This window comes from Chroococcidiopsis sp. SAG 2025 (assembly GCF_032860985.1).
In the GTDB taxonomy this organism is placed as follows: Bacteria; Cyanobacteriota; Cyanobacteriia; order Cyanobacteriales; family Chroococcidiopsidaceae; genus Chroococcidiopsis.
The window spans coordinates 3,209,339-3,222,357 of sequence record NZ_JAOCNC010000001.1 but is presented as its reverse complement, the minus strand read 5'-3'; the positions used below and the strand labels follow the sequence as shown (position 1 = coordinate 3,222,357).

The window sequence follows — 13,019 nt, the reverse complement described above, 5'->3', positions numbered from 1 at the left end:
TTGAATGTATTTGTGCGATCGCCAATAATTTTACAGTTAAACCCGCCCAAATTTGTAGGGGCGGGTTTTTTGAAGCCCTCTGTACCATCGCCAATAATCATGCGGTGCAACTACCAACTACCCATTACCCATTACCCATTACCTCTTTCATAAACCGCTGCCAAGTATCATCAGGAACCCAAAGTTTGTGTAAGTCTTTTTGTGCTTGTTCTTCATCTATGTTTTGATAAATTCGTCGATAGAGATACATAAATGCAGAAACGCGAAAGTTACCCGCACAGTGGACAAAAACAGGGCGATCGCTATTAGCTTGCATGACTTGAGCAAAGCGATCGAAGTCTTCTAAAGTTGGTTTATTCCAAATGACAGGAATGTGAACGTACTTCATACCTAAACATTCTACAAGTGCTGCTTCGTTCGGTAATGTAGTCTCAAATTTTTCAAATGGAGCAAGATTAACTAGAACTCGATAACCTGCTTCTTTAATTGCTGCTATTTGTGACTCAGTTGGTTGTCCTGATGTAGCAATTAAATCTGAAATTTGGAGATAATTAAAAATATCTTCAAGTTTCTCGCCCATGACATTCACACCTAAATTTGTACTAACAACCATTTTCAGAAGACTGTAAATAGTCTTTACTGGATTTGTTACTCTCATATGTTCTAGAACATGTCTATTTAAGTTACGAACACTCGTGAAGGTAGTCATTAGTCATGTGTCAAAGCAGTCTCTTCCACATCTGATTTGCCAGATACAATCTGCCAGATACGATGAACCAAAGTTGTAGATATAGCAAACAACGTGAATCCAAACAAGGGATGGAGTACGCCCAAGGGTAAAGGCGATCGCAAATGAATCGTAAGAAATTGTAGTCCTAGCAATATTGGCATACTTGTTGTCAAACTCCGCACTCGACGCGGATATGGAATTAGGTACACCCACACCAATAAAACTAAAGACAATCCACTGTAACCACGCACCAGCCAAACATGAACATACCACCATTGAGGATTGTAAAAGTAGGCAAGTCCAACGGTTAACACTTGGATAGTCAGGCAAAGGTTGAAAAGTACTGCTACTATGTAAAAACCCATTTGAGTCCAGCGTCGAGATGCTGTCGGTGCAAAGTTGAAGTTAGAACTTAGTGCCATGCTAAAGTTTTCTTTAAGGGTGAATTGACAAAAGATTGACTGTCACTGAAGTTAAGATAATATTGCTCTCCCAATTGCATCTAGTCCTCGATCGGGTACAGTTTGCATTCACAATGATGAGAGATTCTTTACAATCTTTATTAGCGGCGATCGCTCAGGCGCAAAATCTTCCAGAAGTACACCAGCGTGTCATGGTAACAGTCAGCGAGTACTTTGCAGCCCGCCGCTGTAGGCTATTTTTCTTTGATGAACTTTCCTCTGTCGATCCCAAGTGGCAAGGTATTCTCAAATTCGCTACATCGGTAGAATACAATCCAGTTTTACGCTACTTGGTCGAACACCACGCACCCGTACATGAAGCATTAGTCGTGTCACCTAAAGCCTGGAGAGCAATTTGTCCCCGCGCCGATCATTGGCATGTCATGACAGGACCAATTGTCTGCAACAGCCAGCTAGTGGGTGGAATTGGATTGACTCGCGAACGGGGCAATCTTGCCTTTACCACTCAAGATTTAACCGATCTGGGTGCAATTTGTTTGCATTTATCGACTCGGATAGCAACAATGCGATCGCCAAATGTTTCTCTTCGCGATCGCCATTTAGAGATAGATCGATCTAAATCCAGCGCTGACAATTCTCTTCGTCTTACGCCGCGCGAAATTCAAATTGCCGATTTAGTTGCTCAAGGATTGAAAAATGCTGAAATTGGCGCACAACTTTGGATTACTGAAAATTCTGTCAAACAAGCGCTCAAACGTATATTTCGCAAATTGAATGTTTCATCCCGCGCTCAAATGGTAGCACAATTGCAAAATGTCCTATTTAGGGCATTCTGATGGCTGAAAGTGCAATCGAGCCATTACCCCAGATTGTGACTCAGTTGCTAGTCATCCAGTAAGTCAGGTTCTTGCTGCACGATTCTGTCATACAGAGGTTGAAAGCTAAACCAGCCGATGTGGTGAGAACCTACTTGGTTGCGGGTAATACTTGCTTGTTGAGGAGCGATCGCGCAAGGCTTGCCAGCGGCTTCTGCCATGAGTTGTGCTTGACAGGAACGATCCATCGTAATGAACCACCAAGCTGCTTCGTCTACGGTTTCCCCTACAGTCAGTAGACCGTGATTTCTCAGAATAATGGCTTTATTTTGTCCTAGAGTTTGGGCGATACGCCTGCCTTCGGCTGGATCGAGTACGACTCCGGTATAGTCGTCAAATAAGCTGTGGTCTTGGTAGAAAGCACAAGCATCCTGGGTCAGGGGATCGAGGAGGCGACCGAGGCTAGACCAGCTTTTACCGTAGAGAGAGTGGGCGTGGGCGGCGGCGACGATATCGGGACGGGCAGCGTGAATTTGAGAATGAATGGCGAAGGCGGCTGCATTGACTGGCTTGTTACCTTCTACAACTTCACCTTTGTCGTTCACGAGAATTAAATCTCGCACGCGAATCTGTCCGAAGTGCATTCCAAAGGGGTTGACCCAAAAGCGATCGCGGTATTCGGGATCGCGGGCTGTGATGTGTCCGGCAATCCCTTCGTCAAAGCCATAGCGAGAAAAGAGGCGAAAAGCAGCAGCTAAGCGTTGTTTGCGATCGCAACGTTCTGCTGCAACTGTGGCAAAAGTTGGCGGTTCGGGCATCTGGGGAATTGATGTAGATATTGTCATGCGATCGCCTCCTTTTTTTAAGGCTATGTACCAGCAAGCTAAAGATAGCAAAAATTACTCGCTACAGTATCGTATCTACGTAAAACAGTAAGCGATCGATTTAGTTTGCTAGGCTTGACCATCAATTGATTAATTCTACTTTACCGTCCAGAAAAACTTAGTCGTGAACTTCTTAGCCTTATGTATAAATGCTTACAGCGATTTTAATCATACATAATATATTTTTAAGCTATATTATTTTCCTTCAAAACATTAATCTTTATTGCTTTTTGTCATGTAATTTCAACTCCTTGTCCAACCAAATCGGAAGCTTTCGGAGTCAATATGAGATTAAAGCAAGTTCAACGAGCAGATATATTAGTTTTTATAAGCTTTGCATTTCTCGTTTTTCTGTTAAGATTACCAGCTTTTTTTGAATTTGGTATTAATAATAATGGTGATGAAGGTTTATATTTTTTAATAGCAAGAGATTGGATTGCGGGTAAACTTCCTTACACTGAGATTTGGGACAATAAACCCATTGGCATATACCTAATTTATTCTTTAGGCATATTTTTGTTTGGCAATTCAGTGTTTTCCACAGCTATTATGGCCTGTATTGCTGTTACAATAACGTGTTTTATTTTATACAAATTTGGCATGTCGATCGGTAACGGTCAGCGGCAACTCGGACTAATAGCAGGCTTACTTTACGCCACTTTTTCAACTGGAAACGATGAACTTGCAGCTAATACAGAAATTTTTTTCGCTGTCTTTACTACATTTTCATTCTACCAGTTATTTCAAGTCAATACTGAAAATTCAGTTCGTCGCAACTCCCTGCGGCTATTTATTATTGGTCTAGCAATGGGAATAGCATTATCGATTAAGCAAGTCATAATATTTGAGTTTATCGCTATTTTCATTTTCACCGCGATCGCTTTGCGGTTTTTGCCACCAAAAACTAAGAGATATCGGATTAAATACCTCTGCCAAATTTATGTATTTCTCCTTTTCGGTTTTCTCCTTCCTACCATATTAATCGTATTTTATTTTTGGATTAACGGACACTTCAACGATTATATATCTGCTAATTTTACTGCCAACTTATTGCGCGTTACGGGTGAGAGAGTCACATTAGCAAGGCTAGCATCAGGCTTGACAATTCAGATTAAGCGAAATTTATTTCTTTTATTGGGCTTACTCGCGACACCGATTTATATGATAATGATTGGTAAAAAGAATTTAGGTGAGAATAGAAAGCTAACTTACTTATACTTACTTGTGTGGATATTTGCAGCTCTTCTCGGTATTTCTTCTCCTAAGAGTTTTTATCCTAATTACTTTATTCAAGTCTTACCTTCTCTAGCTTTACTAAATGCCTATTTAATCAATAGCGCGATCTTAAATTTCAATAAAGTTACTAACATTAAAAGTATTATTCTATTAAGCTTTATATTGATAACCCCAATATTTAATAATTTATATTATCAAATTCAACTCAGTGGGAAGTATATATATTTTCGCAGTATCAAAGGAATAGAGGATTGGGGTAATACTCCTTCTGCAATTGCTAGATACTTGAACCGAAGAGTGAGTTCTACAGATTATATATATGTTTTCAACTATCATGCAGTAATTTACTGCTTAGTACCAGCTAAAGTACCAACTCGATATGCGTTTCCCCTATTTATCACGACAAAACTAGCAAATATTACTGGTAAAGAGCCAGCCAAAGAGCTAGATGCAATTATGGCAAAAAAACCACTTTACGTGATTAAATCGAGCGTTGGAGCTGAAAATAAAAACATTTTAGACAAAATGAACAATTATCTCCGAAAAAACTATAGCATGGAGAAAAGTTTTGTAGATCTAGAAAGAGAAATTCCAGGTAGAGAAAAACTAGAAATTCAACTATATAGAAGAATTTAACAGTAAAACCCTTTGGAAAAGTCAAAAGTCAAAAGTCAAAAGTTAAACCGGAAGAGACAGAAGTTATGAGATTGCTCACTACTCACTGATAGTTGACGAGCCAGTCTTGCTATATATTAAGCGATCGCCCTTTAACTATCAGAAGATTGGATAATAAAAATAATTAGGAACTAATAAGCAAAGAGGTTCTCATGGCTTACGTATGCGAGATTGGCACGGGTCAAAGAGCCTACCTCGACAATCAAGGTAAGCAAACAATTGTGACTACTGCTAGTAGTAGCCTCGGACAGCAGCAACAATCGAGTCAAAGTTTTGTCACGGGAAGTTGGACAGCATCCCCAGAATCGTTCCGAAATGCTAGCGGTGTAGTCGTCAAAATTACAACTAGTCAAGGACAATACTTTATCCAAATCCAGGGTAATAGTATGGGCATGATGGCTGAATCTCCTTCACTTCAAGGCGCTCAACAAATCCAACTACAGCAGGTCGATTATGTTCCTACCTCATTGATGCCACCGATGGAGCCTATGAAACCAATGGAGCCTATGAAACCAATGGAGCCTATGAAGCCTATGAAAATGGGTGACATGGAAATGAGTATGAACCCAATGCAAATGCGCATGGGTAACATGGAACTGCGCATGGATAAGGCAGTTTCAGGTACGCACCGTTTTTGCAGTCAGTGCGGTACGGAAGTCAGTCCGAGCGATCGCTTCTGTTCTGCTTGCGGACACCGCTTGCAGTAATTCATCAGTTTTAGGGGGCGTACAGCTAGCTGTACGCCCCCATAAATACCCTATTAGCCTTTTTTAGCTTTTAGAATTGTTCGGTCTGACCAGGCGTACCGCCAGATTGCGTCAGATAGAAATTCTTGGCTCCGTCATTTTGATAAACGCAATTAATTTCTGGAGAAGTGCCTAAATCTCCCGTAAAACCAAACGTATTCATTCGGTTTTTGCAATCTCGCACTTGTTCGTTAGTCACTAATTTACGGTCTTCTAAAAGATTCCAGCTGTTGGTTCTCAGCACGCAACCTGGGCGCATACTAGGCTGTGATACATACACGTTGAAGGGGTTGAGAGAAACAAATAGTCTAGTATCCATGACCATTGCACTAGCGCCATACTGCACGCACAGATCGGCATTAGGTGCGGCGCGATCGATAAACTCGCGAGAGGCAACGTTTCTAGTGTCGGTAATTGTCGTGGAACTAAAAGCAATGCCAATACCAATTCCTAAGACAAACACAGCCGCCAGTACCATAACCGAAAGGTAATTAAAGGCAGTTTTGACTGGTGAAGACTTCGGAGCAGGTGCAGTTCTAGTAGTAGCTTTACGTTTCATCATGAGAGAGTAGGGAGTAGGGAGTAGGGAGTAGGGAGTAGGGAGTAGGGAGTAGTAACTAGTAACTGGTTACTGGCTCCCGATCTCTGATTACTCATAGAATTAAGAAGTATAAATTAGTATCTTTGATTAGCAGTCAGTGGATTTTCAAGTTAGCACGTTAAAAGCAAGAAAGAGTTATCTACAAACCCTGATAGCAGATAGTTTAACGATATTTTGGGGCGATTGGCTAGAATTACGGGTGCGGATTGCCCAAGTTGCTGCTTCAGGCTTAGTGTCGCCCTTGATTTATATTTTGGCGTTTGGTCTGGGTTTGGGAAGTTCGTTGCCCAAGCCTGCTGTAGGCGATAGCTATCTAGAGTTTATCTTGCCGGGAATGGCGGCGCTATCGTCCATGACCATTAGCTTTGGTGGCACGACATTTTCAATTTGTGGCGATCGCCTATTTGCCAAAACCTTTGAGGAATTGCTCTTAGTCCCCGTTCATCCCCTTGCCTTACACATGGGTAAAATGCTAGCTGGAGTTGTGAGGGGGTTAATGACTTCAGCGGCGGTGGTTTTAGTGGCGGCGCTCTTTACTGGTAAGGTTTGGAGTTTTCTCAATCCCTTATTTTGGCTGCTGTTAGTTTTGAACTGTGCTGTCTTTGCAGGTTTGGGGGTAATAGTCGGGTTGAAGGTGCGATCGCTCGAAAGCGTAGGTTTGGTTAACAACTTTCTCATCGTGCCAATGTCATTCCTGGGAGCCACATTTTTCGAGCCTGGGACGCTACCAGGTTTCCTCAAAGTGGTTGTTTACCTTTTACCACTAACCTACACCAGTATTGGGCTAAGAGCGGCTGCATATTTACCACTATCGCAGTTTCCTTGGTATAGCATTCTTGTTTTATTCATAGTCGCGATCGCCTTATCTCTTTACGGTGCTTACTTATTCTCCCACCAGCAAGATTAGTCAGGGAGCAGGGAGCGCACGAGCAGTGAAGAATCGGGTGTGGGGTGTGGGGTGTAGGGTGTGGAGATTGTCAATTTCTTTCTCCGCGACTCTCCGCGACTCTCCCTCAGCTCTCTTGTCCCCCTTGTCTCCTATAATTCCGGCGGTATCAGCAATTTCAAAATCTTAGCCGTGTTATCTAAGTCACCTACGAGTCTTCGGACTGGATGAGGCCACGCTCTGACTAAAGTAGGGGTAGCAGAAACTTGATATAGTTCGGCTTGCTCTGGATGTTTAAAGACATCGACAACTTTTAAGGTATAGGGATGGCGTAGCGATTGTTCTAGCAGCTGATGTAAAGTCTGAAGGATTCGCTCTGTATTTACACTGTGTCCCGCTACAAATAAGCGCAGCACGTAACCTAGCTTTTCGGAATATTGAGATTCTGCTGGGGTTGCCTCTGTAGCTGTAGCTGTGGTTTCTATTTCCGGTGCTTTTAGCTCCGTCTGAGAGAAATTAGTAGTCGCATCGTATCTCATATGTGGGGTAGCAGTGGATGGATCGAACCGCACGATCAAACCACGATCGTCCCACAATTGGGGAAAATAAGCGCGATAGGTAGCTAATGCGATCGGATCGCAAAATTCTTCCGACCAAGGAGCTGCCTGCCACACTAATTCTCCGACATCAAAAACTGCATTGAGTAATGCCTGATGGCGCATCACTAATGGATAAGCTTCAGCAAAGGTTTGGATGTGCTGAGTCTGTGGATCTAACCAACAATCTAGCGTTGCTGTGTAGCAAGGAACGAGAAAGTGGGGTGGCTCTGGCAGTCCTAGTATTTGTTGTAGCTCCAAGCATAACTGTAAATGCCAGCGCTGCTGTTTAGAGCGATCGATACAATAAATCAGATCCCCCCCCGGCGTAAACAGGGCGATGCCTTTAAATACTTTGAGCGATTTGGAATGACTCAATTTTAGCGGGGGTAGGGGATAAGGGGAAAATCGCAAGTCGGAAGTTGGGAGTAAGGCGCGATCGCGCCTTACTCCCAATGTACTAAACTCGACCTCTGAGGGTCATAGCCATTTCATTGGGTTTGGGTGAGGCTTCTAGGGCTGTTTCTTCCGTGATTCGTCCTTGTTCGTATAGCTGATACAAAGATTGATTCATGGTACACATACCCTCGAAGCCACAACGAGGAATAATTGCCTCTATTTCTTCAACCTGATTACGTATAATGTAATCTTTAATTGCGTCTGTATTAATCATAATTTCGTGTACGGCTGCTCGTTTGCTATCTGTAGTACGAACTAAGCTTTGCGCGATGACTGCTACGAGCGATTCAGCCACCTGAATTCGCATGGGTCCCTGTTCTTCGGGATTGTAAAGGTTCAAGATCCGTTCGATAGTTTTTACAGCGCTGTTTGTGTGCAACGTACCAAATACTAAGTGTCCGGTTTGTGCTGCTTTGAGGGCTGTGTTCACTGTCTCGCGATCGCGCATTTCCCCAATCAGAATGATATCTGGGTCTTCTCGTAAGGATGCTTTGAGGGCGTTATCGAATTTTAATGTATGAATTCCTACTTCCCGTTGCTTGATCAACGACTTTTGACTAACATGCACGAATTCAACTGGATCTTCAATTGAAATGATATTCTTCGGCATAGTCTTGTTGATAAAGTCGATCATCGCTGCCATCGTGGTAGACTTACCCGAACCTGTCGGTCCCGTCACCAAAATTAATCCTTTGTGGTAATGACATAGATCTCTGAATACCTGTGGCAAATTCAATTGTTCCATTGTTAAGATTTTTAACGGAATCAGCCGCAGTACCATTGCTGGACCATTCAGAGCAACAAAAATATTGATCCGCACCCGCACCAATCCTTCATACTGGGTTGCACCGTCAAATTCTAAATCTTCTTTGAATTGCTCGATTTGCCGATCGCTCAGAATTTCTCGCAGCCAACTGAAAAAAATCTCTTCGTCGATCGGGGGATGATCGGTAAGTATAATCTGACCGCGATCGCGAAAGCGCGGTACTTCACCTACTCCTAAATGTAAGTCGGAAATACTGCGATCGTATGCTTCTCGTACCAATTGTTCTAATGTAGGTGCGTTATTCGTCTTACTTTGTCTAGGACGGACAGCACTAGGTGGTGCTGGTCTAGGTACGTTGAGGCGAGGACTTGTAGATGGTAAGGGTAACGGTTCTTCCGGCGCATTCACTGCTACATGAGTGCTGGGTATCGGCTGAATTGGCTGCGTCGAACTCTCTCCTGTCACATTCACTGCTACATGAGTGCTGGGTATCGGCTGAATTGGCTGCGTCGAACTCACCACTCCCGTGTCTCCACTGGAATTCATTCGCTGCAGTGGTGGTGGTATGGGAGGAACGCGGGGTGCGGGAGGAGGATAATTTGGCTGACGTTGGGGTTCTGTCATATGCCTCAAGTCTGTGTGATTACACGTTTAGTTTTCCCCTAATCAGTTATCAGTTATTCAGTGACTAGTGACTGGTGGCTAGTGACTAGATGAAGAATTCAGCCACTGGCTACTAGCCACTTGTCACTCACTATTCACTATTTATAAAAATTCATGAACTTGCTTTGAGGATAGTTTTAATCTAACGATTATCAAAATGAGGAATTAAGGTGGGCGATCGCTTTCTTTTAAGTCGATAAGTCTGGGAGGAATTATGAGAAACCACCGCTGTATTTATACGAAATGTTAAGTCAACAAGGGTGCGATCGTTTTTTGCATTTGCGAGCGATCTTGTTTCACATAAGATCTCTCGCTCGATCTTTGTGAAAGCTAGAACTTAAGAGACTTTGAAGCTATATATCTCAAGATAGATGTTTTAACATGCCTAGAGTTTTTATATGCTTTTCCATTCGGATTTATAAACACAAATTATCTAGTGTAAAGATTAATAACTATCCGATCATCTTATCTATGGGTGTCTGTATACTAATTTTCAATAGAGCTTAACTAGCTCCGACTCCGCGTACAGAATTTTACAAATCTGAATTTTTGCATTGACTTTGGAGAGAAACTATGGCTTTAACTCAAAGCTCCAATTTAGGGACATCTTCTTCTTTATTTACACTCAAAAGCTTTTTAATCTGGAGTTTCACATTAGCAGTTTGTTTGCTCGTTGTGGGCTTTCCTTTAGTAGTTTTGATGGCTACAGTAGCCTTCTTGTTGTCGATGGTACTGCAATCTGTGATGCCAGTAAGTGCGGTTTTATTAGTAGCAGGAAGTGTAATTGGTTTCAACGTTTTGGCAGTGCTGATTGGAGCTAGCATGTTGACTTTGAAAGGAATTCACCCACATGAAGTTAAATGGTTGAGCTGGCTGCATGGCGAGGCAGATGACATTGATACTTCCGTCTATGCAGCTTGTCCTTTGACCTGCGATACGGAGCCAAAGTTCTAGCGGAAGCTAAGTTTATTTCATCCAAATAATGCATCTGCCCAGTGACCAGCTGGGTTTTTTCATTTTTGTAGAGCTGTCGATAAGTAGCTAACGATATACTATCGAATCTATTGGGAATAACCTTGTCTTTTATAAGCAAAATAACGATTTAAATCTTTGCTACTTGCCATATAGACCGGAATAATAGCGCTGAGAACGATTGCGAGCGAACTTCCAACGATCGAAATAGTAGAAAGCCTTGAACTCAGTGCCACAATCACTGCGATTAGACTGACAACGAACAAACTACAGATGCCAATCAGAAGCCATCTTGCCCATTTTCGCCCCTGCATCACAAAGTACATCACGACAATTGTTAGTAATATACGACCGATAGCCCACCTGTCCCGTACTGCGATCGCTAACGCAACGTCTAGAATGCAGAGTAGTAGAAACATAACGAGTAATTTATTTCGAGCTTGCATAGCAGCTCGGTCGAGCTGAGTCATGGTTTTTGTAGTAAGGGTAAGACATTGATATTTACTGTACGATAAATGACCGTTGACCAATTACCATTGACCAATGAACCACTAGCAAAACCAGCTCAATGAAAAAAGTCTGCATTATCTTAGGAACTCGCCCAGAAGCAATTAAGCTAGCACCAGTGATTCAGGTGTTTCAGCGTGCGCCTCAGTTTGATACTCAAGTTGTTTTAACCGGACAGCATCGCGAGATGGTTGCCCAAGTCATGCAACTATTCAACCTAAAGGCAGATGCAGATTTGGAAATTATGCAAATGCAACAATCTCTGAGCGATATTACTTGTCGCAGTCTGCGAGGATTGGAAACCCTGTTTGAACAGCAGCCGGACTTAGTTTTAGTTCAAGGGGACACGACTACGGCTTTTGCGGCTTCTTTGGCAGCATTCTATCAAAAAATTCCGGTAGGACATGTAGAGGCGGGACTGAGAACAGACAATATATTCAATCCCTACCCAGAGGAAGCTAATCGCAGGTTGATTTCTCAGTTGGCGCATTTGCACTTTGCTCCTACGCCGCAAGCAGTAGAGAATTTGCAACGATCGGGCGTTTTAGGAGAAATTCATCAAACGGGTAACACGGTCATTGATGCATTGCTATCCGTAGCAGAACAGCAACCAGCTTGTCAGATCGATGGTTTAGAGTGGGACAAATATAGAGTTTTATTAACTACAGTGCATCGGCGAGAAAACTGGGGCGAACCGCTTCAGGGAATTGCCCAAGGTTTTTTGCAAATACTAGAAAAGTTTGAGGATACAGCTTTATTGTTGCCTTTGCACCGCAATCCCATCGTGCGCGAACCGCTACAAAAGATTTTGGGCAAGCATCCCAGAGTCTTCTTGACAGATCCGCTAGATTATGCAGAATTAGTAGGGGCGATCCAGCGATCGCACTTGCTGTTAACTGATTCTGGGGGTTTGCAAGAAGAAGCACCGAGTTTGGGTAAACCAGTTCTGGTCTTGCGCAAAACGACAGAAAGACCCGAAGCAGTGACGGCTGGAACGGCAAGATTGGTTGGAACCCAAACAGAAGAAATTGTGATGGCGGCGGCTGAGTTATTGAGCAACCCGTCTGCTTATGAAAAAATGGCAACAGCAATTAATCCTTTTGGAGACGGACACGCAGCGGAACGAATCTTGCAGGCTGTGACCAATTACATATGCTAATAACTTATGCAAATTAACCTCATTGCAGATTATGGAAATGGCGACCCAGCTTTTGCTGAAGTTACCCAACGGCTATTGATGTCGTTACCAACAGCTCAAATTCATTGGGTTTCCGTACCACCATTCAGCACGCTAGCCACTGGCTTTTGGGTGGCTCAACTCGGACTAAATCCCGGTACAGCAGAACGGCTAATTTATCATAATTGTGCGCCGCGCCAAGATGATGCACAACCCAGAAAAGACAATGAAGGCGAGGGACTGACGTACGTACTGTTACCCAACAATGTCAAAGTTGTGGGAGTCAATGCAGGTTATACTCTATCTTTCATCAAATCTGCTGCACAGACGATCAAAATTGTGAAGGTATCTCGCGGTGGTTCTCAGTTTCGATCGCGAGACGTATTTCCTCAAGCAGCAGCAGCGATCGCCTCTGACGATCTGAGTTTGTTAGGCGACGAGTTAGATCCGCAGCAGATTCCCGACCCACCAAGCGATCGCGTGGCGTGGATCGATGGCTACGGTAACATCAAAACTACCATTCCCGCCGATAACGTCAACTTAGAACCAGAAACTAAGGTAACGATTCGAGTAGGGGATACGGTTAGCGATGCCGTGTATTCGGATGGTAGCTTCCGCGTTCCAGAAGGGACGCTGGCATTTGCGCCAGGGAGTTCTGGCTGGCAAGAGACGGATGGGAAGGAAATTCGCTGGATGGAATTATTTCTACGTGGGGGCAATGCTTGGGAGAGATTCGGCAGACCTCGGATCGATCGCGTTGTCAGTTATAGCAAGTAATGGGTAGTTGGTAGTTGGTAGTTGGTCATGTTGTTGTAGGGGCGGGTTGATCGACGATCTCTACTGCTAGATAAAGATCTTGACAAACCCGCCCTCAATGGATTTGC

The 13,019-nt window shown here is 43.3% G+C and carries 14 protein-coding genes; 7 read left to right on the top strand and 7 right to left on the bottom strand.

Annotated elements, in window-relative coordinates; all coding sequences use genetic code 11:
- Positions 1 to 124: 124 nt before the first annotated feature.
- Positions 125 to 580, bottom strand: coding sequence for a protein tyrosine phosphatase family protein (locus tag N4J56_RS15610; protein ID WP_317107269.1), 456 nt, complete (start codon positions 578 to 580; stop codon positions 125 to 127).
- A 128-nt stretch (positions 581 to 708) separates the two neighbouring features.
- A complete protein-coding gene (locus N4J56_RS15605) occupies positions 709 to 1,152 on the bottom strand; it encodes a DUF6220 domain-containing protein (RefSeq protein ID WP_317107268.1) in 444 nt (147 codons plus the stop codon).
- A 116-nt stretch (positions 1,153 to 1,268) separates the two neighbouring features.
- On the opposite strand from N4J56_RS15605, the gene N4J56_RS15600 reads away from it, so the two are divergent.
- Entirely contained in the window at positions 1,269 to 1,988 is a 720-nt protein-coding gene (locus N4J56_RS15600; protein WP_410500508.1) for a helix-turn-helix transcriptional regulator, read from the top strand.
- 47 nt (positions 1,989 to 2,035) lie between these two features.
- Here the strand turns inward: N4J56_RS15600 and N4J56_RS15595 are convergent, their stop codons facing one another.
- Positions 2,036 to 2,812 (bottom strand): class II aldolase/adducin family protein, encoded by a 777-nt coding sequence (locus N4J56_RS15595; RefSeq protein WP_317107266.1) that lies wholly within the window; start codon positions 2,810 to 2,812, stop codon positions 2,036 to 2,038.
- 324 nt (positions 2,813 to 3,136) lie between these two features.
- On the opposite strand from N4J56_RS15595, the gene N4J56_RS15590 reads away from it, so the two are divergent.
- Both N4J56_RS15590 and N4J56_RS15585 read left to right on the top strand, forming a co-directional pair.
- Entirely contained in the window at positions 3,137 to 4,723 is a 1,587-nt protein-coding gene (locus N4J56_RS15590) for an ArnT family glycosyltransferase (RefSeq protein WP_317107265.1), read from the top strand.
- A 191-nt stretch (positions 4,724 to 4,914) separates the two neighbouring features.
- Positions 4,915 to 5,469, top strand: coding sequence for a zinc ribbon domain-containing protein (locus tag N4J56_RS15585; RefSeq protein ID WP_317107264.1), 555 nt, complete (start codon positions 4,915 to 4,917; stop codon positions 5,467 to 5,469).
- A gap of 70 nt (positions 5,470 to 5,539) precedes the next feature.
- On the opposite strand, the gene N4J56_RS15580 is transcribed toward N4J56_RS15585, so the two are convergent.
- Positions 5,540 to 6,067, bottom strand: a complete 528-nt coding sequence (locus N4J56_RS15580; protein ID WP_410500507.1) for a DUF3172 domain-containing protein — start codon at positions 6,065 to 6,067, stop codon at positions 5,540 to 5,542.
- 139 nt (positions 6,068 to 6,206) lie between these two features.
- Here N4J56_RS15580 and N4J56_RS15575 point away from each other — a divergent pair, with 139 nt between their 5' ends.
- Positions 6,207 to 7,016, top strand: a complete 810-nt coding sequence (locus N4J56_RS15575) for an ABC transporter permease (protein ID WP_317107262.1) — start codon at positions 6,207 to 6,209, stop codon at positions 7,014 to 7,016.
- A 131-nt stretch (positions 7,017 to 7,147) separates the two neighbouring features.
- Here N4J56_RS15575 and N4J56_RS15570 read toward each other — a convergent pair whose 3' ends face one another.
- On the bottom strand, positions 7,148 to 7,969 hold the full coding sequence (locus N4J56_RS15570) for a circadian clock KaiB family protein (RefSeq protein ID WP_410500506.1): 822 nt from the start codon (positions 7,967 to 7,969) through the stop codon (positions 7,148 to 7,150).
- Positions 7,970 to 8,051: 82 nt separating this feature from the next.
- The gene (locus tag N4J56_RS15565) at positions 8,052 to 9,440 is read right to left on the bottom strand and encodes a type IV pilus twitching motility protein PilT (RefSeq protein ID WP_317107260.1); all 1,389 of its coding nucleotides are present in this window, start codon (positions 9,438 to 9,440) and stop codon (positions 8,052 to 8,054) included.
- Between the two features lie 612 nt (positions 9,441 to 10,052).
- Between N4J56_RS15565 and N4J56_RS15560 the strand changes: the two genes are divergently transcribed.
- Complete coding sequence (locus N4J56_RS15560; RefSeq protein WP_015155199.1) at positions 10,053 to 10,433, top strand: hypothetical protein; 381 nt, start codon at positions 10,053 to 10,055, stop codon at positions 10,431 to 10,433.
- Between the two features lie 107 nt (positions 10,434 to 10,540).
- Here N4J56_RS15560 and N4J56_RS15555 read toward each other — a convergent pair whose 3' ends face one another.
- A complete protein-coding gene (locus tag N4J56_RS15555; protein WP_317107259.1) occupies positions 10,541 to 10,921 on the bottom strand; it encodes a hypothetical protein in 381 nt (126 codons plus the stop codon).
- Positions 10,922 to 11,019: 98 nt separating this feature from the next.
- On the opposite strand from N4J56_RS15555, the gene wecB reads away from it, so the two are divergent.
- On the top strand, positions 11,020 to 12,117 hold the full coding sequence (gene wecB / locus N4J56_RS15550) for a non-hydrolyzing UDP-N-acetylglucosamine 2-epimerase (RefSeq protein ID WP_317107258.1): 1,098 nt from the start codon (positions 11,020 to 11,022) through the stop codon (positions 12,115 to 12,117).
- A gap of 6 nt (positions 12,118 to 12,123) precedes the next feature.
- Positions 12,124 to 12,912: a hypothetical protein gene (locus tag N4J56_RS15545; protein WP_317107257.1), complete on the top strand. Its 789-nt coding sequence runs from the start codon at positions 12,124 to 12,126 to the stop codon at positions 12,910 to 12,912.
- The last annotated feature ends 107 nt before the right edge of the window (positions 12,913 to 13,019 follow it).